This is a genomic window from Janthinobacterium breve (assembly GCF_051380895.1).
Classification (GTDB): Bacteria; Pseudomonadota; Gammaproteobacteria; order Burkholderiales; family Burkholderiaceae_D; genus Janthinobacterium.
In genome coordinates this window covers 33,968-57,266 of the sequence record NZ_JBNYXY010000013.1, presented here as the reverse complement: position 1 = coordinate 57,266, position 23,299 = coordinate 33,968, and the positions used below count along the sequence as shown (strand labels likewise).

Below are 23,299 nucleotides of genomic sequence, written 5' to 3'. Positions count from 1 at the left end.
CTTCCTGCCTGGCCTGCACGTCTGGAGGGTGTTGCTCTACTTAAAATTCTTCCCACTCGCTCTCGGCAGCTGCATTGCTGCGGCGCGCCGGTGCGGCGGCCACGGCCTGGCGCACGGGCGCCTTGCGGGCCACGGGGCGCGCTGGCGCTGGCGCCGGGATGCTGCTGCGCGCGACGGCCAGCTTGACTACCGGTTGAGATGCGGCAACGGCGTTGCCCGTTTTAAAGAAACCCACCACATGCGCCAGCTCGCCGGCCTGTTCCTGCATGCTTTGCGAGGCGGCTGCTGCTGCTTCCACCAGGGCGGCGTTTTGCTGCGTCACTTCATCCATCTGGGCAATGGCCATGTTGATCTGTTCGATGCCGATGGTTTGCTCGTGCGTGGCGGAGGTGATTTCGCCCATGATGTCGGTCACGCGCACGATGCTGTCGACGATGTCGCCCATGGTCTGGCCCGCCTCATTGACGAGGCGCGAACCCGTGTCCACGTTGGCGACGGAGGCGGCGATCAGTTCCTTGATTTCCTTGGCGGCCGAAGCCGAGCGGTGTGCCAGATTGCGCACCTCTGTTGCCACGACGGCGAAGCCACGGCCCTGTTCGCCTGCGCGCGCCGCTTCCACGGCCGCGTTCAAGGCCAGGATATTCGTCTGGAAGGCGATGCCATCGATGACGCCGATGATGTCGACGATTTTCTTTGACGACGCGTTGATCGTGCCCATGGTGTCGACCACTTGCGCGACGATGCTGCCGCCGCGCACGGCCACTTCCGACGCGCTTTTCGCCAGCTGGTTTGCCTGGCGCGCATTGTCCGCATTCTGTTTCACGGTCGAGGTCAGTTCTTCCATCGATGAGGCTGTTTCTTCCAGCGAACTGGCTTGTTCTTCTGTGCGCGACGACAAGTCGAGGTTGCCGGCGGCAATTTCGCTCGATGCCGTGGCGATGGCATCCGTGCCATGGCGCACTTGCGCCACCACGCCCAACAGACTGTCGTTCATGGCCTTCAGGGCGCCCAGCAGGCGGCCCGTTTCATCGCTGGAATTGACGATGATGTGCGAGGACAGGTCGCCCGAGGCCACGGTTTCGGCCACGCTGACTGCCGCATTGATGGGGCGGGTAATCGAGCGCGTGATGATCCAGGCAACGAAGGCGCCCAGCAGCACGGCCACGCTGCCCAGGGTGATCATGGAGGCGCGCGCGCTGGTGCTCAGCGTTTCGGCTTCCGTCGCCGCTTGTGCCGCCTGCTCGCCTTCATACGCGACCAGGCTGTCGAGCGCGCCCAGCACGCGCTTCAGGCTCGGTGCCGCCTGCTGGGTCAGGAAGGCGATCGCTTCTTCCGTCTGGCCCGCATTGCGCAGCTCGATGACCTTGTTGTTCAGCGGCGCGCCTGATTTCAGGGCCGCGTCCAGCTCGGCCATCAGCGCCGTTTCCTTGTCCGTCGAGATTTTCTTTTGCAAGGTTTCCTTGGCGGCGCCGTATTTCTTGCGCGATTCGCCGATTTTCGCCAGTTCCGCCTGCACCAGCGCCTCCGTCGGCGCCACCACTACGCTGGTGATCGCCAGGGTAATGTTGCGCACGTTGTCGCTCATGGTGTTGGCCGCGGCCATCTTGACGTTCTTGTCGGCCACGATGTCGTGGGTGCGTGCGCTCAGTTGCCCCATGGAATACAGGCCGACGAGCAAGACGGCTACCAGCAGGCCGAGGACGACAGCAAACCCGATCCCGAGCCGGGTGCCGATTTTGAATTGTGTGAGTGACATGGTTGCTTTCGTGGTGCGGAAGTGAGGGAAAACGCCGGCAGGCCAGGACTACGGGTTAATACGTAAGGGCGGCCAGGCTGTAATTGTTCCTCAAAATTTCGCACTGCAATACAAAAACTTGTATCAAGTCCCCGAAAAGTTTGAAAATTGACAGCAAATTAAATAAGTTGTCGCATGGAAACAACGACCGTGGCGCCAGCAGGCGTCGTCAGCTTTCCGCAAACACGTGGATGGCCAGGAAATCGATGAAGGCGCGCAGTTTCGGCGTCAGGTGGCGGCTGCTGGGCCACAGGATGCGGAAGGCGCCAGCGTGCTGGCGGTGCGCGTCCAGTACGCTCTGCAGGCGGCCCGTACTCAGCGCCGCGCGCACGGCAAAGTCGGGCAGGGCGGCGATGCCCAGGCCGCTTTCGGCAAAGTGCAGCAGGGTTTCCACATTGTTGCAGTTGAGCAGGGCCGGCAAGCCGGCCGCGTGCAGGGCTGGCCATTCGGGCAGGGGCCAGGCCTCGACCTTGCCGCTGCTGGGAAACTTGTACAGCAGGCAGGTATGGCGCAGCAGGTCGGCCGGCAGCTGCGGCGTGCCGTGCTGCGCCAGATAGGCGGGCGCGGCCACCAGTTGCAGCTGGAACTGGCCCAGTTGGCGGCTCATCAGGCGGCTGTCGGCGCTTTCGCCTGCGCGCACGACGGCGTCGTAGCCCTCTTCGATGACATCGACCCGGCGGTCGCTGAAGTCGAGATCGAGTTCCACCTGCGGATAGGCGCGCGCAAAGGCTGCCAGCACGGGATTGAGCAAGCTGCCCACCTGCGGCAGGCTGACGCGCAGCCGGCCTTGCGGTGCGCTCTTGCTGTTGGATAACTCCAGCTCGGCCGCTTCGATCTCGCCCAGGATGCGTCGGCAGCGTTCGAGAAACACCGTGCCTTCGCTCGTCAGCGCGATGCTGCGCGTGCTGCGGTGAAACAGACGCACGCCCAGGCGCTCTTCCAGCCGCGCGATGCTCTTGCCGATGGCCGAAGCGGAAATACCGAGCACCCGGCCCGCCGCCACAAAACTGCGCGTTTCCGCGGCCTGCACGAAGGCAGTGAATCCCGCCAGGTTATCCATGTCGTCCCTTGTCGCCATTGATTGCGGATGTCAACGTCTGCACAGACAGAAACTATAGCCTATTTTTCTTTTATCCGTGCCGGCTTACGCTGCCAGCCTGACCATTTGAAAGACTAGCCATGTACACACACTTTTCTCCTGCGGCCTTGTCCGCCCGCATCGATGCCGTGCTCGATGCTGTCTTGCAACAGCAGCGCCTGGTGGGCGCTGTGGTGCTGGTGCGCCAGCGTGGCCAGGAAATCTACCGCTGCGCGGCCGGCTACCTGGACCGCGAAGCGGGCACGCCCATGCGCGAGGACGCCGTCTTCCGCCTGGCATCCGTCAGCAAGCCCATCGTCTCGACGGCCGCGCTGGCGCTGGTGGGGCAGGGGCGCCTGGGGCTGGACGACCTGGTGGTGCGCTGGCTGCCGTATTTTGCGCCGCGCCAGCCGGACGGCGCGGTGGCGGCGATGACCGTGCGCCACTTGCTCACGCACACGGCCGGCCTCGACTACGGTTTCTTCCAGCCGCCGGGCGGCGCGTATGCGCAGGCCGGGGTGTCCGACGGCATGAATGCTTCCCGCATTAGCCTGGAAGACAACCTGCGCCGCCTGGCCACGGCGCCGCTGGCGTATGCGCCCGGTGAGCGCTGGGCGTACTCGATTGCCACCGACGTGCTGGGCGCCGTGATCGAGCAGGCGGCTGGCATGCCGCTGGCGCAGGCAATATCGACCCTGGTGACGGCGCCGCTGGCCATGCGCGACACGGGCTTCCTGGCCACGGCGCCGGCGCGACTGGCCGTGGCGTATGCGGACCGCGCAGCGGGAGAGTCCCGGCCGCGGCGTTTGTTGGACGCGGGGGAAGACCATCTGCCGTTTCTCGATGGCATGGCTGGCTTTACCTTGTCGCCGGCGCGCGCGCTCGACGCGCACGCGTATCCATCGGGCGGCGCCGGCATGGTCGGTTCCGCCCCCGACTTCATGCGCCTGCTGGAAACCCTGCGCCAGGGCGGCGCACCGCTGTTGCCGCCAGAGCTGGCGCGCCAGATGGGCGAAAGCCAGACGGGCGGCTTTGACTTGCCGTTCTGGCCGGGACGGGGCTTTGGCCTGGGTTTTACCGTATTGACGGACCCGCTTGCCGCCGCCACATCGGAAGCGGCGGGCACGTGGCGCATGGGTGGCACGTATGGCCACTCGTGGTTTGTTGACCCGGCCCGAGAACTGTCCGTGGTGGCGTTCACGAATACGGCACTGGAAGGCATGGCGGGTCCGTTCGTGATGGAATTGTGCCAGGCTGTGTATGGCGTGGAGCAAGGGCAATGACGCCCATCATCTTCCTCGCGCTGGGCCTGTTCGGCGTGTATTGCATCGAGTTTGGCGTGGTGGGCATCTTGCCGATGATCATGCAGCGCTACGGCGTGACGGCGGCGCAGGCGGGCTCATTGGTGAGCCTGTTCGCGCTGGTGATCGCGGTGGGCGGGCCTTTCCTCGTGCTGCTGGCCACGCGCTGGCGCCGCAAGCCGGTGCTGGTGGTTTCCCTGCTGGTGTTCGCGCTGGCCAGCGTGGCCTCGGCGTATGCGCCCCGCTTCGAGGTGCTGCTGGCGCTGCGCATCGTGCCGGCCCTGTTCCACCCCGTCTATTTCTCGCTGGCCATGGTGGCCGCCGCCGCCCTGTACCCGCCGCGCGATGCGGCGCGGGCCGGCGCGCATGCGTTCACGGGCACCAGCATGGGCATGGTGCTGGGCATCCCGCTGACGACGTGGATCGCCGCCCAGTATGGCTATGAGGCATCGTTCCTCGCCTGCGCCCTGGTGAATGCGCTGGCCGCCCTGGGTTTGTACCTGTTCTTGCCGGACACGCCGCAGCAAGCGCCAATGGCGTATGGCCGTCAATTGGCCGTGCTGCGCAAACCGGCGCTGTGGCTGACGATTGCCGCCGCCGTATTTGTCTTTGCCGCCATGTTTGCCGTGTATGCGTATGCGGCCGCGTATTTGCAACAGGAAGCGGGCTTGTCGGCGCGCCAGACGGGGCTGGCGCTGGTGGTGTTTGGCGTGGGCGGCGTGGCCGGCAATCTGTTCGCGGGGCGCCAGCTGGGCACGCATGTGCTGCGCACGGTCTTGCTGCAGCCCGTGCTGCTGGGGTTGGCGTACTGGTTGCTGTACCGTCATGCGGGCGGCGATATCGGTTGGGTGGCCCTGGCCGTGCTGCTGCTGTTCTGGGGCGCCGCGCATACGAGCGGGCTGATCGTGACGCAAGTGTGGCTCAGCAGCGAAGCGCGCGAGGCGCCCGCGTTTGCCATTGGCGTGTATATCGCCGCCATCAACCTGGGTGTGACGGTGGGTGCGCTGGCCGGCGGCATGGCCATCGCCCACCATGGCATGCAGGGGGCGCTGGCCTGCGGTGCGCTGCTGGGGGCGCTGGCGCTGGCAACGATTGCTGTGAAAGCGTGGCTGTACCGCTTGCCGTCAGTCCTCGATATGGTTGGGGATGCGAAACAGTAAATCCGTATCGCCGATGTCCACGCCTGCTTGCGACAGCAGGGTGCTGGCCTGGCCCCGGTGGTGTGTCTGGTGATTGAAGAAATGCATGAGCAGGCTGAAAAACTCGCGCCGGTTCGGTCCCTTGCTGTTGCGGTAGTCGAGCAGGTGGTCCAGGTCGTCTTCCGTGATGGAGGCGGCCCAGTCGATGATGACCTGGTCCAGCCACAGCCGGTGCGCGTGCATGGCGGCAAAATCCTCGGCCGCGAACAGCGGGTGTGTGAGCGATGCGGGCGGCGTGATGGTGCGGATGGGGTCGAGCAGGGGAAAGCCGGCCGGGTGTTTGGCGTAGCGCTGCAGCCACAGGGTGTCGCCCACCATCACGTGGTTCAAGGTGGCCAGCAGGGAACCAAAATACGCACCCCGCTCGCGCTGCAGATCTTCAGGTGCCAGCCCGGCCGCGGCCGCATAGACCTTGGCATTCATCCACTGGTTGTAATCGGCCATCAGGCAAATGTGGGCGCAACGGCTCATGAACAAACCTCCGTGAATGAATGAAAGGCTATTTTATACAGACTTCAAAAATGCGCGTATGCCAGCGAGCAACATTTCAATGGCCATCGCCGTCAAAATCAAGCCCATCAGGCGCTCGAACGCCGTCATGACCCTTGGACCCAGCGCCCGCTGCAAGCGTTCGGCGCACAGGAAGACGGCCAGCCAGACGACGGCTACGGCCGTCAGCCCCGCCACGTGGGCGATGACATCGTTCATTTCGTGCGAGGAAAACAGCAGCACGGTGGCCAGTGCCGATGGGCCGGCCAGCGCGGGGATGGCCAGCGGCACGATGAACGGTTCGCCGCCCATCTCGTGGTCGCTATTGCCCGCGTTAGGCTGCGGAAACACCATGCGCATGGCGATCAGGAACAAAATGACGCCGCCGCCGATGCGCAGCGCCACTTCCGACAATTGCAAGGCGTTCAGGAAATGGCGGCCGAAGAACATAAACAGCAGCAAGATGCCGAAGGCGATCATGCACTCGCGCACCACGACTTTCCAGCGCCGCTCGACCGGTACCCGTTTCAGGGCATTGACGAACAGGGAAACGTTGCCGAACGGATCGGTGACGAGCAAGAGCAGGATAAAAGTCTGGAAGAAATTCTGTGTCATGGTGGTGTGATTAAGGTCAACACCGCTGCCAGGATGGGCGCGGTGCGATAAGGCTTGCGATGATAACAAGCGCGGCGACTCTCGCCCATGATTATTGATGCACAGCAGCATTTTTTTTACACTGCGATGACTTTTGCCCGGTAAAACGCGGTGGGCGTGGTGCCGAAATGCTTCTTGAACATGGCGGTAAAGGCGCTCTGGCTGGTGTAGCCATTGTCCATGGCCACGTCGATGACCTTGCTGCCATGCGCCAATTGTTCGAGTGCCCGCAGCAGGCGCGCCTGCTGGCGCCACTGGCCAAAGCGCATGCCCGTTTGTTTCTGGAACAAACGGTGCAGGCTGCGCTCGGTGATCGCCAGTTCCTGCGCCCAGTGCGCCACCGTCTGCTGTTCGCCCGGTTGCGCCATCAGCCGCGCGCAAATGCCGCGCAGGCGCGCATCCACGGGCAGCGGCAAATACAGGGGCAGCACGGGCAGGCTGTCGAGCTCGTGCAACAGCAATTGCAGCAGATGCCAGTCGCGGCTGCCTTCTGTGAAATCGGGCGCGATGTCGACGGCCGCCACGATCAATTGCCGCAGCAGGGGGCTGATGTCGAGCACGCAACTGTGGCGCGGCAGCAGCGGTGAGCTGGCGCAATCGATGAAGACGGTGCGCATTTTCACGGCGCCGCTCATGCGCACCTGGTGCGCGATGCCGGGCTGCAGCCACACGCCGCGCGTGGGCGGCACCACCCAACGCCCGCCTTGCGCCTCGATGGTCATCACGCCCTCGATGGCATACAGCAACTGTGCATGCGTGTGGCGGTGCACGGAAATAACGTGGCCATGCGCATAGTCGACGGCCAGCGCCATGGCGCGCGCCGTGACGGGCAGCAATTCCTGAAAGGCGGGGGAGGTGCAATCCATAAAAATAAAGTCAGTTTTGCGATAGGTACAGACATCTTAGCGCGAGAAGGCGCGGCGCACCTGCGGCATGATGGTTCCCCGTAACTATTCCCGGAGCTACACATGCCTGTGCGCGCCTATCTGTATCCGTTTCTGGCCATGTTGCTGTGGGCCGGCAACGTCGTCGTGTCCAAGCTGGCCGCGTCCAGCATCGCCCCCACGGCCATCACCTTTTACCGCCTGGTGCTGGTCTTGCTGGTGATGACACCGTTTATCGCCCGTCCCCTGTGGCGTAACCGCGCCGCCATCCGTCGCCAGTGGTGGCAGCTGGCCCTGTGCGGCGTGATGTCGATGGCGCTGTTCCAGAGCCTGTCCTACCGCGCCGCCGAATCGACGACGGCCACCAACATGGCCATCGTCACGGCGCTGGCGCCCCTGATGACGGCCCTGCTCAGCGTGTTGTTGCTGGGCGAGCGCCTGACGGTGGGCATGGCGGCCGGCGGCGTGTTGTCGTTTGGCGGCTTGCTGTACCTGGTGGGGCGCGGCGATGTGCTGGCCTTGCTGCAGCAGGGCGTGCATGCGGGCGATGCGCTGATGCTGCTGGCCTGCCTGGTGTTTGCCCTGTACGGCGTGCTGCTGCGCCGCTGGCGCTTGTCCATTCCTGCCTGGCAAGCCATTTATTGCCAGGCGCTGGCGGCCCTCGCTTGCATGCTGCCGCTGTTCCTGTTGCTGCCGCCCGGCAGCGCCCGGCTGGACGCCACCACCTTGCCCCTGATTGCTTATGCGGGCATCGGTTCCTCCATCGTGCTGTCCTACCTGTGGATCGAAGGGGTCAAACTGCTGGGGCCGAACCGCTGCAGCATCTACGTCAATCTGCTGCCTTTGCTGACGGCCTTGCTGGCCATCGTCTGGCTGCACGAAAGCATGCATCTGTATCACCTGGTCGGCGGCGGCATCTCGCTGCTGGGCGTGCTGCTGGCGCAGACGGTGCAGCGGCCCCTGTGGCGCCGGCGTCCTGGCGTGTCCGGTCTTGCCTGAATGGCCATGCATAATGGCGGTTTTCGGCAGTGGAGTTGGCATGCGGCAAACATTTTGGATGAGCACAATGGCGGCGTTGCTGGCGCTGGGCGCCCTGGCGCCGGCGCAGGCTGCAGCGCGGTTCTATGAGGGCGCACCCATGGCCACCGCCAGCGCCGTCGAGCGCCGCGATGGCGGCGTGGTGCTGGCCTTCCTGCGGGAAAATGGCGAGGTCAACGGCTACTACTGCCAGTGCAACGAGGGCAGCGAGAAACGCATGAACCTGGACAGGTACGGCAAGGCCAGCATCGAGGCCGTGTTCCAGCTGGACCTCGACAGCGAAGGCGAAACGACGTTGGTGCTCAGCCGCAGTGCTAACAGTGGCGCGGCCTATGATTTGCACGCCTACCGCTACGAGCGCAGCGGCGGCAGGATGTTCAAGGTGGCCACCTTGCAGCCCGCGCTGGACGCCATCGTGCGCGGCGCCAAGGTCATGGATGAAACGCGCGTACGCGCGGCGCTGGCTTCCTTCAGCTGATCGATTACAGCATCGCGTATGCGCCTTCGGGCGTGGCCGAGTTCGACGCCATCGAGCATGGCCATGGCACCTTGGTCGGCTATTTCAATATCGATGGTGAATTACTGCCGGGCAAGCCAACGGAAGCTCCCGCGTTTGCCTATAAAAAACCTTCCAGGAAAAGGAGGGCCATTATCTGACCGTCACGTATCTGCTCGGCAAGGGATGGCAAGGGGGCCGCGCGCCCAGTTATCACGTCAAGTGGGTCACCTGGGAAACCCAGCCGCAGCGCTTTGCCGCCAGCCAGGATGGGCCATTCATCGAATACGACGTGAATTGCTGTGTGGGCAGCGTGTTTGCCCGCGGCCCGTATGTGCAGGGCAAGCGCACGGGCGCATGGCATTACGAAGAGCCGAACACCATCCGCTCGTTTGGCGCCTTTGTCGACGACAAGGCCGAAGGGCCATGGACGTATGAAAGCGGCGATGAAACCACGACGGGCATGATGCAGCGGGGCCAGCGCACGGGCCGTTGGGAAGTCAGCCCGGGCCTGGCCGAGTGGCGCGCAGCGGACATGCACAGTTTCACCGGTTACGACCATTTCGTGAAAGACCGCTTGAATGGGCCCAGCGAGCGCCGCGTCGCTGGCGTGGTGCAATGGCAGGGCAACTATGTGAATGGCAAGAAGCAGGGCCAGTGGGTGGAACCTGGCGGTGGCGGCAACTACATCGATGATGTCAAGCAGGGGCCGTGGAAGAAGGCGACGGCGGACGGCGGCTGGCAAGTGTTGACCATGCTCGATGGCAAGCCCGATGGCGAGCTGGAGCAGTATGCAGCCAGCGGCCAGCTGGAACTGGTCGAGCATTACCGCCTGGGCGTGCTCGATGGCACGATGGAAAGCTTTTATCCGGATGGCAAGCGGCGTTACCAGGGCAGCTTTGCCGACGGCAAGCGCGATGGTGCGGAAACCCTGTTTTATCCCGATGGCGACCTGCCGCAATTTCACCGCAACTGGCACAAGGGCGTGCTGCATGGCGTCAGCATCGAACATTTCCAGAACGGGAAACCTAAGCAGACTGGCAATTATCACATGGGCAAGAAAACGGACCAGTTTCAGTCTTTCCGTGACGATGGCCAGCTGATCGAAGAAACCGTCTATTAACATATCTGGCATTCCGGCGCGACCGCGCACAACAGCAGAATGCCAGTTCTGCGCAAAAAACATCATCCGCTTGTTACAAAGCGTGAAAATCCATGCTGGATGTTGCTACTGGTAATTTTTCCCTGTATCTTGCAGTAAGGAAATTAAAAGTACAGGAAACCTCAACCCTGTTGCCCTGTATTTCACTCCTGACGATGATGAGCGGGCCGCCTTCCCCCCAGCCGCTAGCAACGCTCCATCGACCGAATTTTGTCCTGAACAATTAAGAACTGCCCCGCCCATCTGGCGCTTGCTGCTATCCGTCCGGCATGCGCAAGCATGGTTGCGCCCTTACAAGGAAAATTGCATGCTGTCGAATATAACAATAAAAATGCGCCTGATCGCCACCATGAGTGTGCTGGGCTTGCTGATCGCCGTGTTGGGCGCCATGAGTATCATCAGCCTGAAATCGGCCAACAACAGCCTCAACGAGGTCTATAGCAATCAGCTGGCATCAACGCAAGCCATTGGCGAGTCGCAAATCGCCCTGGGCCGTGGTCGTTTCACGATGGACCGCGTGATGGTGCACCCGGATGCGCCGGATGCCAAGGAGACCCTGGCGCGTGCTGAACAATTCCTGGAAGCGTCGAACAAGGCCTGGAAGGCGTACCTGGCTTTGCCGCAAAACGCGGAAGAAAAGCGCCTGTCCGACGACATGGACAAGAAGCGCAGCGATTACCTGAACAATGGCGTGCTGGCCATGAGCAAGGCTTTGCGCGAACACAATATCGAGCAGGCGGACAAGCTGATGATGACGGGCCTTTCGCCCCTCTACCGCACCCTGGACCAGGCAGCGGAAACATTGACGCAATTCCAGGCTAGCTCAGCTGCCGCAATGTATGCGGACAGCCAAGCCAGTTACCACACGCAAGTGACCATGGCCATCATCGGCATGATCGTGGGCGCCTTGCTGACCATTATTTCCAGCATCTTGCTGCTGCGCGCCATCTTTGGCCCGCTGAACCAGGCCCTGCGCCATTTCGACGCCATTTCGGACGGCAACCTGGCCAATGACATCGTCATCGCGCGCCACGATGAAATGGGCGCCTTGCTGACCGGCTTACAGAAAATGCAGGAACGCCTGTCGAGCACCGTGCGCGGCGTGCGCGACGGCAGTGGGGCCATCGCCACGGCCAGCAATGAAATCGCCTCGGGTAACCTGGACTTGTCCAGCCGCACGGAGCAGCAAGCTTCGAGCCTGGAAGAAACGGCTTCCTCGCTGGAAGAGCTGACCTCGACCGTCAAGCAGAATTCCGACAATGCGCGCCAGGCGAACCAGCTGGCCGTCTCCGCTTCGGACGTGGCCGTCAAGGGCGGCGCGCTGGTGGCGCAAGTGGTCGATACCATGGGCACCATCAGCGAATCGTCGAAAAAGATCGCCGACATCATCGGCGTGATCGATGGCATCGCCTTCCAGACGAACATCCTGGCCCTGAACGCGGCCGTGGAAGCGGCCCGTGCGGGCGAGCAAGGCCGTGGCTTTGCCGTCGTCGCCACGGAAGTGCGCAACCTGGCGCACCGCTCGGCCAGCGCCGCCAAGGATATCAAGCTGCTCATCGAAGCGTCGGTGCAGAACGTGGGCGCCGGCAGCGCGCTGGTCAGCCAGACGGGCACGACGATGGACGAGATCGTATCCAGCATCCGTCGCGTGACGGACATCATGGGTGAAATCAGCGCCGCCGGCCGCGAGCAGGAACTGGGCATCGGCCAGATCAATCAAGCCGTGGCGGAAATGGATACCGTGACGCAACAGAATGCAGCGCTGGTGGAAGAGGCGGCAGCCGCTTCGGAAGCGATGCAGGAGCAGGCGGCGGCGCTGGCCGAGATGGTCAGCATTTTCAAGCTCGACGCCAACCATAGCGGCCCGGCAGCGGCCAAGCCTGCCTTGCGCAAGCCTGTCGTGGCCGCCACCAGCACGGCCTTGAAACGCCCGGCGCTGCGCCTGGCGCCATCCCGCGCTGCGGCAGCACCCGCCCCTGCTGCAAAACCGCGTCCGGCCAAACCCGCTGCAGATAACAGCGGCGAGTGGGAAGAGTTTTAACAACACCTAAAAACCTACTGCGCGTCGCAATTTGCAGCCTGCGATGCTCACTGTGCCCTAGCACAGTTGCGCTTCTCGGCCACAACTTGCTGCCGCTCGCTACGGTTTTTTAGGTGTTGTTGATTCTGAATTATTGTTGTTCCAGGGCCACCTTGCTGCCCTGTTCCTGTAATCGCGCCGCCTCGGCCAAGGCCTGGGCGCGCGCTTCCTCTGCCGCCTGTTCCGCTTTCTCCAGCGCATCGTGGCGCGCCTGCAAGGCCGCCCGGGCGCGGACGAAGACGATCTTGATGGCCGCCATCACGGGCACGGACAGGAAGATGCCCACCACGCCACCGAGTTGGTCGCCGGCCAGCAAGCCGACGATTACCATCAGCGGGCTCACTTCCACGCCTTCGCTCATCAAGTACGGGTTGAGCACGTAATCCTGGAACAAGCGGTAGGCGGCGATAAAGCCGATCAGCCAGAAGACGTGATCGAAGCCGCTGAAACCGGCCACCACGACGGCGATGACGGCGGCGGCCAGCGGACCGGCAAACGGGATGAATTCCAGCAGGGCGGCAGCGCCCGCCAGCAGCAGGCTGTACGGCACGCCCATCAGGGAAAAGGCGATGCTGTAGGATACAAAAGTGGCGATCGACAACAGCAGCAGGGCGCGCACATAGCGCGACAGCAAGATGTCGAGGTCATCGATGATGGCGCCCCAGAGTTTCTTGTTCGGGCGGTTCAGCAAGGACAGCAAGCCGTCGCGCATGTCCGGCCCTTCCTTGATCAGCAAAAAGCTCAGCACGGGCACCAGCACCAGATAGATCAGGTTGCTGGCTGCATGCATGACGGTCAGGCCCAGTTCTTTCGCCAGCGGCATGGCTTGTCCCGTGCCGCTGCTCAGCTGTGTCTGCATGAATGACAGCAGACGCGCGCGCAAGGGTTCCATGAATTCCGGCAACGGGATGCGCTCGGCAAAATTGTTGCCTTTGAGCAGAGTTGGCAACTGATCGCTGAGCTTGATCGCCTCTTCCTCGATGCGGGCGCCGAAGATGGAGCCCAGTATCGCCACCAGCAAGATCACCACCAGGAAGACGATGCCGATATTGGCCGTGCGCGGCAGGCGTTTCGGCCCATACCGCTCCAGCAGTCCGATCAGCGGATACACGAGATAGCTGAAGAAAATGGCAAAGACCACCACGATCAGGGTCGACGAGACCTTGTAGGTGAGAAATAGCAGGAAGGCGATGAGGAAAGCCGTCCACACCATCTTGGCAACGCGCAAGTTAAAACCAAACATATGAATTCCTTAGGGCAGGATGCTACGCAAGCGTGGCTGGCTTGACGGACTGGGTGGGCAAGGCGGGGATCGGGCCGCGCCGCACGGCCGGAAATCATACCGCAAAATGCCAAAATGCCATGCTCCTGTGCGTAATGGCAATGCTTTCCCTTGTTCGTACTCCGCTTCGGCCTATTTTTCCCGCCAGCTGGCCACGGTGATGAAGACGCCGTTTTCCTTGTCCGGCTCGCGCAAGGTCACCGTGTAGCGGCCGCCGGCATCGCTGCCGCTGAAGACCACCTTCTCGTCATGCCCCTTTACTTGCGCGCCCTTGGCCAGTTTGGCGTAGGTGTTGAGCACCCAGTGGAAATCGGCATAGCTGCGCAGGGTGATGTGGGCATCGGGCATGGGTTCGTCGCCGGCCTCGGCCGCTTCCGTGGCCGTACGCATGGGCAAGCCGGCCAGGCCGGCCGGTGCGATGAGTTTGCCGCCGCTGGAACTGCTGTTGAGTTCCGCGTTCGGCAGCAGCAGGTGCAGCATGCTGGCGGGAAAGCCGGGCGGCACGTCGCGCGGCTCCCAGCCGGGCTGGCCGGGGCGGGTGGTGATGTATTCCACCGCAGCAATGCTTTGCCGCTGTGCCGGCGCAGCCTGTGCCAGCATCGCTGGCAGCTGCCGCGCCCACACCAGCAGCGGCGCGGCCGTCTCGTCCTCTGCGCCTGGTGGCAGGAACAGCGTCAGCACGGGGTGCGTGGGCGGCAGGCAGGCGGGGGCGGCGTCGCCAGTGGCGGGCGCGCAATGGCCGTTGACGAGGGCCAGCGCCAACAGCTTGCGTTGCGGGTCGAACAGCATGGCGGCGCGCTGAGCACCGTGCTTGCTGGCATCGATGGAGGCCAGCACCGAGCGCCCGTCGGGCAGCATGGTGCGCGTGATGTCGTCCAGTGACTGCATGCTGTCGAGCACCTGGCGCGCGATCAGGGCATTGCCCTGCGTATAGCTGCCGCGCGCATAGCCGAGCAGCTTGAACACGTCGGCGCGGATCTCGGGATGCACGCTCAGGCGCAGCGGCGGCGAGGGCACGGGCACGGTGGCGGCCACGAAAGCGGCGTCCTCGGCAGAAATGGCTTGTGCCATGGTGGAAAGCGGCAGGCACAGGGCGGCGCACAGCGACAGTATGCGCAGAGTGATTTTTCCTGGGGTGTTCAATGGCAATCCTTGTCGAGACGCCATGCCGGTGCGTGTGCCGGCATGCGCGCGCCGCGATCTTAGCATTTCAGGAAAAAATCAATTCTGCTAAGCTTGGCTATTGAATCACTGTCCGTATTCTCATGGCCCAGATCACCATTTCCTGCAGTATTCCCGTTGACGATGAGGTCGTGACCGAGTTCTTGCACAAGTACGTGCTCCACTCGCGTGTCGGCGCAGCCAGGAAATTGCGCATGGGAGAGAAGGGCTGTTTCTATACCTGCCCCTTGTATCGAGATGATCACGTCAAGGTGAGCCGTTTGATCCGCTGCATGCTGGCGTTCTTTGAAAGCAAGCACATCCCCTTGACCATCCTCAAGATCGTGGCCCAGGACAGCTGGTATGAGGTGGACCTTGAGCAGCGCGATCCCTGGAAGATTTCGCCGCAAGCCTTGCTGGCGCTGCTTGATGCAACTTCGTCAGCCTCGCATAATCAGGCGGCGTTGAGCACGTAGCGGTTCTTGCCGCTTTTCTTGGCCTGGTACAAGGATTCATCGGCACGCCGGTAGCTGTGCGACAAGTCCGTTTCCTTGATCATTTCCGCCATGCCGATGCTGACGGAGACCTTGCGTTCCGGCACGAAAGCCGCCTCGACGCTGTCGACGAGCTGTGCGGCAAAGGCGCAAGCCGCGTTCTTTTCGCCCAAGTAAATAATGGCGAATTCCTCGCCGCCCAGGCGGCCGCACAGATGCTCGCCCGACAGCCCCTCGATGACCTCGGCGATCTTTTTCAGCACTTCGTCGCCCACGTCATGGCCGTACACATCGTTGATTTGCTTGAAGTCATCGATGTCGATCATTAAAAAATACGCGGGCGTGTGCGTCGTACGCTGCAGGATGCGGGCGCTTTGCGTAAACATGCGTCGGTTGTTGAGCCCGGTCAAGCCATCCTTGTAGGCCATCGTCGTCAGTTCGCGCTGGGCACGATAGTTATGGATGCGCAAAACGAGAAAATAGATATTCAGCGCCAGGCCGATGATTACGCTGATGGTGACGGCCAGCACGGGCCAATGCTGGTCGGCCTGGCCCGCATGCACGGGAAACTGTCCCAGCCCCAGCATGGCCCACACGCACAGCGACACGCCCAGGTAGTACGCGATGCCGCTGAAGATGGGCGCCGTCGTCAGGGTGATCATCACGCCCAGCGGCAATACCCAGAAAGCGGGGGCTTCCGTGCCCAGCATCAGCACGCGAAAGCCGAAAGCGATGAACAGCACGCTGATGCTGCCGCTGACGATGATGGCCTGCAGCGACTTCGCATACTTGGTCAGCACCAGCCCCACCACCATGCCCGTCACGGCCATTGCCGCATGCGCATGATTGAGCGAAGCGCGCGGCAAGGTCAGGCTGAACGTGACCAGCCAGCAGGCCAGGCCAAACGTCAGGATGGCTATCGAAATGAAATGCAGTTCCTTGAAAAAGCGCTGTTGCTGCTCCCGTTCACCTGAAAAGAACAGGTAATAGAAGGCAGGAGACAGGCTGCGCGAAGTGAACATTGCATTTGTCCAGGCAGACAACACGCCTTGCGGCAGGGACGCCTCCCGGCAACGGCAGGCGGCATGGGTGCGTACAAAAGTAGTTGCACTCAGGAACTAGTGTACTGGTTTCTTGGGGGGATTGGTGATCCAGACGAGGAAATTGGCGGCCACTGTCCTGGCGCCGCCACAGTCGCTTCCATGCCAGGGGGCAGCTGCGCCTGCTTACAGGTCGCGCGCCAGCACCTGGCCGATCAAGTCCTTGCCAAAGCTGTGATGCGCCTCTTCCTCGACCAGCTCGAAGCCAGCCCTGTCGTAGATCCGGCGCGCGCCGGTGAGGATGCTGTTGGTCCACAACACCATTTTCGTGTAGCCCACCTGGCGGCTGAAGCGCAGGCATTCGTCGACCAGGCGGCTGCCGATGCCCAGGCCGCGCGCGCAGGGATCGACATACAGCAGGCGCAGCCTGGCCGTCGCGTCGTCCTGGCGCACGATGAAGACCGAGCCGATCACCTTGCCGTCCTTCTCGGCGATCCAGCAGCGCTCACGGACCGGGTCGAATTCCCGCACGAACTTGGCGAGGATGTCGGCAACGAGTGCCTCGTACTCGTTGTTCCAGCCGTATTCCTGCGTATACAGCACGGCTTGCCGGTGGATGATCCAGCCCATATCGCCCGGCTGCGGATTGCGCAGGATATAACTGGGCGTTGCTTCCCCCAGCAAGCCCTGGATTTGGCCCATGGCAGCGACCAGTTCCTGCTGCGCCATTGGGGGCAAGCGTTCCAGCATGGCCGCCACTTCGCGCCGCGACGCCTCGACCAGTGGCGCGAGGGTGCGCTGTCCCTGTTCGGTCAGCTGCAATCGGGCCGCGCGCGCATCCGTGGGCGAGCGCGTTTTGGTGATCAGCCCCTGCTTTTCAAACCCGGCAATGACCCGGCTCAGATAGCCTGCGTTCAAGCCCAGCTCGCGGCACAAGTCCGCACTGGTCAGTTGCTCCCGGTGCGCCAATTCGTACAGGATGCGCACCTCTGTCAGCGAAAACGCGCTATCCAGCAAATGTTCATGCAGCACACCAATCTGGCGCGTATAGAAACGGTTGAAACGACGCACGATCTCCGTGCGCTCGCTGAGTTGATCCGCCTGCATGTGACACCTCCATTTGCTTGCTTATAGCAGATTATTGCTTGCTTTTAGCAAGTATGTCAATATGCCGGCAGGATTCTCGCGCGCATAAAAAAAGCGGCCCTGAAAAGGGCCGCCTTGGCAGACATGGAAACCAGGGAAGCGGGCTTACACGTCGATATTGCCCGCGCGTAGCGCGTTGTTTTCGATGAACGCGCGGCGTGGTTCCACGTCGTCGCCCATCAGGGTGGTGAAGATTTGATCCGCCGCAATGGCGTCTTCGATCTGTACCTTCAGCAAACGGCGTACGGTTGGGTCCATCGTGGTTTCCCACAGCTGGTCCGGGTTCATCTCGCCCAGACCTTTGTAGCGCTGTTTCGAGACCGTGCGTTCGGCTTCGTCGCGCAGCCATTGCATGGCCTGGTGGAAGTCGACCACGGCGATTTCCTTGACGCGCTCGCCTTCGCCGCGGCGCACGAAGGCGCCTTCGCCGATTAGGCCTTCGAAGGTGGCGGCGCCGCTGCTCAGCACGGCGTAGTCCGGGCCTTGCACGAAGTCGGCGTCGATGGCCGTCACTTTGATGTTGCCGTGGTGCATGCGTTCAATGTGCAGCTTGTGTTTTTCCGACAAGTCGTCGGAACGCACATGCACGCGCACGGCGCTGTCGTTGATGGCTGTCTGCAGGGTCAGGGCGGAGGTTTCCGCCAGGTCCAGGGTCGACAGGTCCAGCTGCGCGCCCGTCATGATGGCCGTCAGGGCGGCACGGTCGATGACGCGCGTCAGACGCGTCATGATGGTGTTCGACAGGTTGAACTTGCGCACCAGTTCCGTCAGGGTCTCGCCGGAAATGCCTTCCGCGCCTGTGCGCGGCACCAGCACGGCCGTGTTCAGCGCCACCGTCATCATGTAGCTCGCTTCCTCGGCGTCATCTTTCAGATAGCGCTCGTCGCGGCCCGATTTTACTTTGTACAGCGGCGGTTGCGCGATGTAGATGTGGCCGCGTTCGACCAGTTGCGGCATCTGGCGGTAGAACAAGGTCAGCAGCAGGGTACGGATGTGGGCGCCGTCGACGTCCGCATCGGTCATGATGATGATGCGGTGGTAGCGCAGTTTCTCGACGTTGAATTCGTCCGGTCCGATCGAGGTGCCGAGGGTGGCGATCAGGGTGGTGATCTGCTCCGACGACAGCATTTTCTCGAAACGGGCTTTTTCCACGTTCAAGACTTTACCGCGCAGTGGCAAGATCGCCTGGAACTTGCGGTCGCGCCCTTGTTTTGCGGAGCCACCTGCCGAGTCACCCTCGACGATGTACAGTTCGCACAGGGCGGGGTCTTTTTCCTGGCAGTCGGCCAGCTTGGCCGACAGGCCCAGGCCGTCCATGATGCCTTTGCGGCGCGTCAAGTCGCGGGCCTTGCGGGCCGCTTCGCGGGCGCGCGCTGCTTCGACGATCTTGCCGCAAATGATCTTGGCGTCGTTCGGTTTTTCTTGCAGGTAATCTGCCAGGGTCTTGGCGACGATCTCTTCGACCGGGCCGCGCACTTCGCTTGAGACCAGCTTGTCTTTCGTCTGCGACGAGAATTTCGGTTCCGGCACTTTCACGGACAGCACGCAGGTCAAGCCTTCGCGCATGTCGTCGCCGCTGATTTCCACTTTCGCCTTCTTGGCGAACTCGTGTTCATCGATGTATTTGTTGATCACGCGCGTCATCGCCGCGCGCAAGCCCGTCAAGTGGGTGCCGCCGTCGCGTTGCGGGATGTTATTTGTAAAGCACAGCACCTGTTCGTTGTAGGCATCGTTCCACTGCATCGACACGTCGACCGAGATGTTCGTGCCCTGGTCCGACATGCGCTCGCCCGTGGCCTGGAAAATGGTCGGGTGCAAGACCGACTTGGCCTTGTTGATGTATTCGACGAAGCCGCGCGTGCCGCCTTCGAAGGCGAAGATTTCTTCCTTGCCCGTGCGCTGGTCGGACAATTTGATCTTGACGCCATTGTTCAGGAAGGACAGTTCGCGGATGCGCTTGGCCAGGATTTCGTAGTGGAATTCCACGTGCGTGAAAATCTCTTCGTCGGCCCAGAAATGCACGTCGGTGCCGCGCTTGTCCGTTTCGCCGATGACCTTGATCGGCGACGTCGCGATGTCGCCGACCATGACGATCTGGCGGTCTTGCGGCACGCCGCGCACGAATTCCATGTGATGCACTTTGCCATCGCGGCGGATGGTCAGTTTCAGCAATTTCGACAGGCCATTGACGCAGGACACGCCCACGCCATGCAAACCGCCCGATACTTTGTACGAGTTCTGGTCGAACTTGCCGCCCGCGTGCAGCTCGGTCATGACGATTTCCGCTGCCGAACGCTTCGGATCGTGCTTGTCGTCCATTTTCAGGCCGGTCGGCACGCCGCGGCCATTGTCGGTGATCGAGATCGAATTGTCGCTGTGGATGGTGACGTGGATGTCCGTGCAGTGGCCGGCCAGCGATTCATCGATGGAGTTGTCCAGCACTTCGAATACCAGATGGTGCAAGCCGGTGCCGTCCGAGGTGTCGCCAATGTACATGCCCGGGCGTTTGCGCACGGCTTCCAGACCTTCCAGGATCTGGATGGAGGAGGCGCCGTATTCTTCCGTAATGGCCTGGATCGGGGTGTCTTGTGGATTCTCGGACATGGACTGCTTTCTCAAATAACGATTGCTGATTGCGGGGCCTGACCCTGTCGGGTCGGACCCCAGTTTTGCATTGGGTTACGCTTAAATGCGCATCGGCATGACAACGTACTTGAAGTCCGCATTGTCAGGGATGGAGATCAGGGCGGACGAGTTCGAGTCGCCCAGCGCGATGTTGACGTATTCGCATTTCAGATTGTTCAGCACGTCCAGCAGATACGTCACGTTGAAGCCGATGTCGACGGAGTCGCCGCCGTAGTCGATTTCCAGTTCCTCGACCGCTTCTTCCTGGTCCGCATTGGTCGAGCTGATTTTCATGCTGCCTGGCGTGATGATGCAGCGCACGCCCTTGAACTTGTCGCTGGTCATGATGGCGGCACGTTGCAGCGAGCGCAGCAATTCATCGCGGCCGATGGTGAAGTCGTTTTTGTAGCCTTTTGGAATCACGCGCGTGTAGTCGGGGAACTTGCCTTCCACCAGCTTCGAGATCAGCTCGATGTCGGCAAAGGTCAGTTTCACCTGGTTGGCGGCGATGTCCAGTTGCACCGGCTCATCGTTCTCTTCCAGCAGGCGCTGCAGTTCGATGATGGTCTTGCGCGGGATAATCACTTCCTGGCGCGCAAACGTCTGCTCGGTGGCGACCTGGCAAAACGCCAGGCGGTGGCCGTCGGTGGCCACGGCGATGACATGATTGCCATCCAGAACCAGCAGCAAGCCGTTCAGGTAATAGCGGATGTCTTGCTGCGCCATCGAGAAATGCACCATGTTGAACAGGTGCTTCAGCGTTTTCTGCGGCAGGGTGACGGAGGCGTTGTAGCTTTCCGCCTGTTGCACGGTTGGAAACTCTTCCGCCGCCAGGGTTTGCAGGGCGAAGCGCGACTTGCCCGTTTGCACGGTCAGGCGCTTGTTCAGCAGGGTCATCGTGACGTCGCCCGATTCGGGCAGCGCGCGCAAAATGTCCAGCAGCTTGCGCGCGGCCACGGTGGTGCCCGTGACGTCCGCGCCGGAGCCGATTTCCGCGTGCGTGGTGATCTGCACTTCGGTGTCGGTCGACAGGAAGGAGACATTTTCACCGTCTTTGCGGATGAGGATATTGGCCAGAATCGGCATAGTGTGCCGACGCTCGACAATACCGCTCACGATCTGCAGTGGCCGGAGAAGGGTATCTCGGGTGGTTTTGACCAATTGCATATTTATCCTCAATGTATAGGTTGAACAGTACGACGTTTAACGTATTAATTTAACAATTGTTGCCATAGGGAGCCCCGACAGACCGGCTGCGGTGCCCTCCCAGATAATAAGGGTAAAGCACGTTTTGAGCCAGTCTTGCCAAGTTGTGCCTAGCCCTTCAAGGTTTGCTCCAGCACATGCAATTCGTGGTTGCATTCCGGGTTCTTGGTGCGGTCCAGCGCGATCTTGCGCACGGCATGCAGTACCGTGGTGTGGTCGCGGCCGCCGAACAGTTCGCCGATTTCCGGCAGGCTCTTCTGTGTCAATTCCTTGGCCAGGTACATGGCGATCTGGCGCGGCCGGGCGATATTTGCGGGCCGGCGCTTCGAATACATGTCGGCCACCTTGATATTGAAAAAGTCGGCCACTGTTTTCTGGATGTTTTCCACGGAAATCTGGCGGTTCTGCACCGACAGCAAGTCCTTCAGGGCTTCCTTGACGATATCGATCGTGATGTCCTTGCCATGGAAACGCGAGTACGCCAGAATTTTGCGCAGCGCGCCTTCGAGCTCGCGCACGTTCGAGCGCAAGTGCTTGGCGACAAAGAAGGCCACGTCGTCGGAGAAGGTCACGCCTTCCTGCTTGGCTTTTTTCAGCAAAATCGCCACGCGCATTTCCAGCTCCGGCGGTTCGATGGCCACCGTCAGGCCCGAGTCGAAGCGCGAAATCAGCCGGTCGTCCATGCCCGTGATTTCCTTCGGATAGGTATCCGAGGTGATGATGATCTGTTTCTTCGCAGCAATCAATGCCTCGAACGCATAGAAAAACTCTTCCTGCGTGCGGCTCTTGCCGCCAAAGAATTGAATATCATCGATCAGCAGCATGTCGAGCGAGTGATAGTAGTGCTTGAAGTCGTCGAAACCCTTGCGCTGGTAAGCGGTCACTACGTCGCGAACGTACTGTTCTGCGTGGATGTAGCGGATTTTCGCGCCCGGATTGTCGGCCATCACCTGGTTGCCGATGGCGTGGATCAAGTGGGTTTTACCCAGGCCGACGCCGCCGTAGAAGAACAGCGGGTTATAGGACACGCCCGGATTGTTCGCTACCTGGATGGCGGCGGCGCGCGCCAGCTGGTTGGCCTTGCCGGTCACGAAGCTGTCGAAGGTCAGATCGGTGTTGATGCGGCTCTGCTCGCGGCGCGGCGCCGCGCCAATGCTCAGTTCCGGCACGCTGGGCTGCGGCTCCGCGGCGCGCGCGCTGGGCGCGCCGCCATTCGGATCGCTGGCCGGGGTGCTGGCGGTGACGGGCTTCTTCGGCAGGGCCAGGCGCGGGTCGAGCACGAACTGCACTTCCGTGGGCGCTTCGAAGTACTGTATGGCCAGTGCAGTGATGCGGCTGGCGAACTGGGTCTTGACCCAATCGAGCTTGAAGCGATTGGGCGCAGCAATGCGCAGCTTGCCCTCTTCGTAATCGAGAGGGATAAGCGGTTTGATCCACGCACTGAATTGTTGCGGTGTCAGCTCCAGTTCCAACTGCGCGGAACAGGCCTGCCAGAAATTATCCATGTATGTCTATGTGAAAAGGTGTGGGAGGGCGTATCGATTCTGCCCTGCGTTCACCGTGTTGCAAGGCCGGCGTCGCGCGAGGGCTCGCCACACGTAACGCGCTATTCTACTCCCGACTGCCAAAGTTATCCACAGGCGCGGCTGTTATTTTTCTGTGCCAGGGCGGGGCGCCGTGTGTATAAGAGGCGACTTATCCCAAGGTTATCCCGCCACAGGCAGTGCTGGCGCGGCCTGTGGCGGGGCCTTGCCGGCAGACGGGGTCCGGCGCGCAAATTTCCGGGCGATCACGGCAATCCTTGACAAGAGGGGGGCATATGCTGAATAATTCAGGGTTCCCCGCCCGTATTCCGTGTTTATTCATTTGGAACGACAATATGGACTAAGCGTGGATTAAGCGGGCGATGAGATTGGCCAGCTTGTGCCTTGGCATAAGTGCGCGATTGTCATTGGCACCAAAAACTGACGGGACGTCAGACCCGATTTTGCATTTTTTTTGTTTTTAGCGAGACCAACATGAAACGTACTTACCAACCTTCCGTCGTTCGCCGCAAGCGTACGCACGGCTTCCGCGCTCGTATGGCTACCCGTGGTGGCCGTGATGTGCTCAACGCACGTCGCGCAAAGGGCCGCAAACGTCTGGCCGTCTAGGCTTGTCGTTGACAGC

21 protein-coding genes are annotated in these 23,299 nt (G+C 61.8%); 9 read left to right on the top strand and 12 right to left on the bottom strand.

What is annotated here, in order from left to right; translation table 11 throughout:
* Positions 1–40: 40 nt before the first annotated feature.
* On the bottom strand, positions 41–1,756 hold the full coding sequence (locus ACQ4W0_RS25055; RefSeq protein ID WP_436579222.1) for a methyl-accepting chemotaxis protein: 1,716 nt from the start codon (positions 1,754–1,756) through the stop codon (positions 41–43).
* A gap of 208 nt (positions 1,757–1,964) precedes the next feature.
* Entirely contained in the window at positions 1,965–2,855 is an 891-nt protein-coding gene (locus tag ACQ4W0_RS25050) for a LysR family transcriptional regulator (RefSeq protein ID WP_436579221.1), read from the bottom strand.
* 119 nt (positions 2,856–2,974) lie between these two features.
* Here ACQ4W0_RS25050 and ACQ4W0_RS25045 point away from each other — a divergent pair, with 119 nt between their 5' ends.
* On the top strand, positions 2,975–4,156 hold the full coding sequence (locus ACQ4W0_RS25045; protein WP_436579220.1) for a serine hydrolase domain-containing protein: 1,182 nt from the start codon (positions 2,975–2,977) through the stop codon (positions 4,154–4,156).
* On the top strand, positions 4,153–5,334 hold the full coding sequence (locus tag ACQ4W0_RS25040) for an MFS transporter (RefSeq protein WP_436579219.1): 1,182 nt from the start codon (positions 4,153–4,155) through the stop codon (positions 5,332–5,334). Before ACQ4W0_RS25045 ends, ACQ4W0_RS25040 begins: the two co-directional genes overlap by 4 nt.
* Here ACQ4W0_RS25040 and ACQ4W0_RS25035 read toward each other — a convergent pair.
* From ACQ4W0_RS25035 to ACQ4W0_RS25025, 3 genes are all read right to left on the bottom strand, one after another.
* The gene (locus tag ACQ4W0_RS25035) at positions 5,299–5,844 is read right to left on the bottom strand and encodes a DinB family protein (protein ID WP_436579218.1); all 546 of its coding nucleotides are present in this window, start codon (positions 5,842–5,844) and stop codon (positions 5,299–5,301) included. The genes ACQ4W0_RS25040 and ACQ4W0_RS25035 overlap by 36 nt on opposite strands.
* Before the next feature lie 33 nt (positions 5,845–5,877).
* Positions 5,878–6,477 carry a MarC family protein gene (locus ACQ4W0_RS25030; RefSeq protein ID WP_101483148.1) on the bottom strand — a complete coding sequence of 200 codons (600 nt, stop codon included), beginning with the start codon at positions 6,475–6,477 and terminating at the stop codon, positions 5,878–5,880.
* Between the two features lie 116 nt (positions 6,478–6,593).
* On the bottom strand, positions 6,594–7,382 hold the full coding sequence (locus ACQ4W0_RS25025; protein WP_436579217.1) for an AraC family transcriptional regulator: 789 nt from the start codon (positions 7,380–7,382) through the stop codon (positions 6,594–6,596).
* Positions 7,383–7,484: 102 nt separating this feature from the next.
* Here ACQ4W0_RS25025 and ACQ4W0_RS25020 point away from each other — a divergent pair, with 102 nt between their 5' ends.
* The 5 genes from ACQ4W0_RS25020 (at position 7,485) to ACQ4W0_RS25000 (ending at position 12,137) form a co-directional block, all read left to right on the top strand.
* The gene (locus tag ACQ4W0_RS25020) at positions 7,485–8,399 is read left to right on the top strand and encodes a DMT family transporter (RefSeq protein WP_436579216.1); all 915 of its coding nucleotides are present in this window, start codon (positions 7,485–7,487) and stop codon (positions 8,397–8,399) included.
* Positions 8,400–8,439: 40 nt separating this feature from the next.
* Entirely contained in the window at positions 8,440–8,916 is a 477-nt protein-coding gene (locus tag ACQ4W0_RS25015; RefSeq protein WP_436579215.1) for a hypothetical protein, read from the top strand.
* 32 nt (positions 8,917–8,948) lie between these two features.
* Positions 8,949–9,095: a hypothetical protein gene (locus ACQ4W0_RS25010; RefSeq protein WP_436579214.1), complete on the top strand. Its 147-nt coding sequence runs from the start codon at positions 8,949–8,951 to the stop codon at positions 9,093–9,095.
* Positions 9,096–9,226: 131 nt separating this feature from the next.
* Positions 9,227–10,057 (top strand): toxin-antitoxin system YwqK family antitoxin, encoded by an 831-nt coding sequence (locus tag ACQ4W0_RS25005; protein ID WP_436579213.1) that lies wholly within the window; start codon positions 9,227–9,229, stop codon positions 10,055–10,057.
* Between the two features lie 346 nt (positions 10,058–10,403).
* Positions 10,404–12,137, top strand: coding sequence for a methyl-accepting chemotaxis protein (locus ACQ4W0_RS25000; RefSeq protein ID WP_436579212.1), 1,734 nt, complete (start codon positions 10,404–10,406; stop codon positions 12,135–12,137).
* A 130-nt stretch (positions 12,138–12,267) separates the two neighbouring features.
* On the opposite strand, the gene ACQ4W0_RS24995 is transcribed toward ACQ4W0_RS25000, so the two are convergent.
* Both ACQ4W0_RS24995 and ACQ4W0_RS24990 read right to left on the bottom strand, forming a co-directional pair.
* Positions 12,268–13,419 carry an AI-2E family transporter gene (locus ACQ4W0_RS24995; protein ID WP_436579211.1) on the bottom strand — a complete coding sequence of 384 codons (1,152 nt, stop codon included), beginning with the start codon at positions 13,417–13,419 and terminating at the stop codon, positions 12,268–12,270.
* A gap of 171 nt (positions 13,420–13,590) precedes the next feature.
* Positions 13,591–14,601 carry a hypothetical protein gene (locus tag ACQ4W0_RS24990; protein ID WP_436579210.1) on the bottom strand — a complete coding sequence of 337 codons (1,011 nt, stop codon included), beginning with the start codon at positions 14,599–14,601 and terminating at the stop codon, positions 13,591–13,593.
* 122 nt (positions 14,602–14,723) lie between these two features.
* Between ACQ4W0_RS24990 and ACQ4W0_RS24985 the strand changes: the two genes are divergently transcribed.
* Entirely contained in the window at positions 14,724–15,095 is a 372-nt protein-coding gene (locus ACQ4W0_RS24985; RefSeq protein ID WP_436579209.1) for a hypothetical protein, read from the top strand.
* On the opposite strand, the gene ACQ4W0_RS24980 is transcribed toward ACQ4W0_RS24985, so the two are convergent.
* The 5 genes from ACQ4W0_RS24980 to dnaA all read right to left on the bottom strand — a co-directional run bounded on the left by ACQ4W0_RS24980 (position 15,074) and on the right by dnaA (position 22,635).
* Positions 15,074–16,135: a GGDEF domain-containing protein gene (locus tag ACQ4W0_RS24980; RefSeq protein ID WP_436579208.1), complete on the bottom strand. Its 1,062-nt coding sequence runs from the start codon at positions 16,133–16,135 to the stop codon at positions 15,074–15,076. The genes ACQ4W0_RS24985 and ACQ4W0_RS24980 overlap by 22 nt on opposite strands.
* A 204-nt stretch (positions 16,136–16,339) precedes the next feature.
* Positions 16,340–17,260, bottom strand: a complete 921-nt coding sequence (locus tag ACQ4W0_RS24975; protein WP_436579207.1) for a bifunctional helix-turn-helix transcriptional regulator/GNAT family N-acetyltransferase — start codon at positions 17,258–17,260, stop codon at positions 16,340–16,342.
* Positions 17,261–17,404: 144 nt separating this feature from the next.
* Complete coding sequence (gene gyrB, locus ACQ4W0_RS24970; protein WP_436579206.1) at positions 17,405–19,903, bottom strand: DNA topoisomerase (ATP-hydrolyzing) subunit B; 2,499 nt, start codon at positions 19,901–19,903, stop codon at positions 17,405–17,407.
* Positions 19,904–19,984: 81 nt separating this feature from the next.
* Positions 19,985–21,091 carry a DNA polymerase III subunit beta gene (gene dnaN, locus ACQ4W0_RS24965; protein WP_086147318.1) on the bottom strand — a complete coding sequence of 369 codons (1,107 nt, stop codon included), beginning with the start codon at positions 21,089–21,091 and terminating at the stop codon, positions 19,985–19,987.
* 149 nt (positions 21,092–21,240) lie between these two features.
* Complete coding sequence (gene dnaA / locus ACQ4W0_RS24960) at positions 21,241–22,635, bottom strand: chromosomal replication initiator protein DnaA (RefSeq protein WP_034781304.1); 1,395 nt, start codon at positions 22,633–22,635, stop codon at positions 21,241–21,243.
* A 513-nt stretch (positions 22,636–23,148) separates the two neighbouring features.
* On the opposite strand from dnaA, the gene rpmH reads away from it, so the two are divergent.
* Entirely contained in the window at positions 23,149–23,283 is a 135-nt protein-coding gene (rpmH, locus tag ACQ4W0_RS24955; RefSeq protein WP_010401996.1) for a 50S ribosomal protein L34, read from the top strand.
* Positions 23,284–23,299 lie beyond the last annotated feature (16 nt).